Source organism: Arthrobacter sp. SIMBA_036, assembly GCF_046535135.1.
Lineage (GTDB): Bacteria > Actinomycetota > Actinomycetes > Actinomycetales > Micrococcaceae > Arthrobacter.
The window spans coordinates 1-261 of sequence record NZ_JAWRXG010000269.1 but is presented as its reverse complement, the minus strand read 5'-3'; the positions used below and the strand labels follow the sequence as shown (position 1 = coordinate 261).

Genomic DNA, 261 nt, shown 5'->3' with positions numbered 1-261 from the left:
GCGCGGCCCGCCGTATCGTGGAAATGCCCAGCCAGCCGATCCGCCGGGACCTGCTCCAGCACCTCCGCCAGCATGCGCTCGACCGCCTCAGGCCGCCCTCGGCCGATCGTGTCGCCGAGGCTGATCTCGAAGCAGCCGAGGTCGCGGAGCCGGCGCGCAACACCGGCCGCCGCGGCAGGCTCAACCATCCCCTCGTAAGGGCATTCGACGACACAGCTGACATAGCCGCGCATGGGAATGCCGTGCTCCCGGCTCGCTTCC

Annotated in this window: 1 pseudogene; it reads right to left on the bottom strand. The window is 70.9% G+C overall.

The window, feature by feature from the left end:
- Positions 1-261 (bottom strand): annotated as a pseudogene (locus tag SB659_RS19850) (hydroxymethylglutaryl-CoA lyase); the annotation flags it as partial.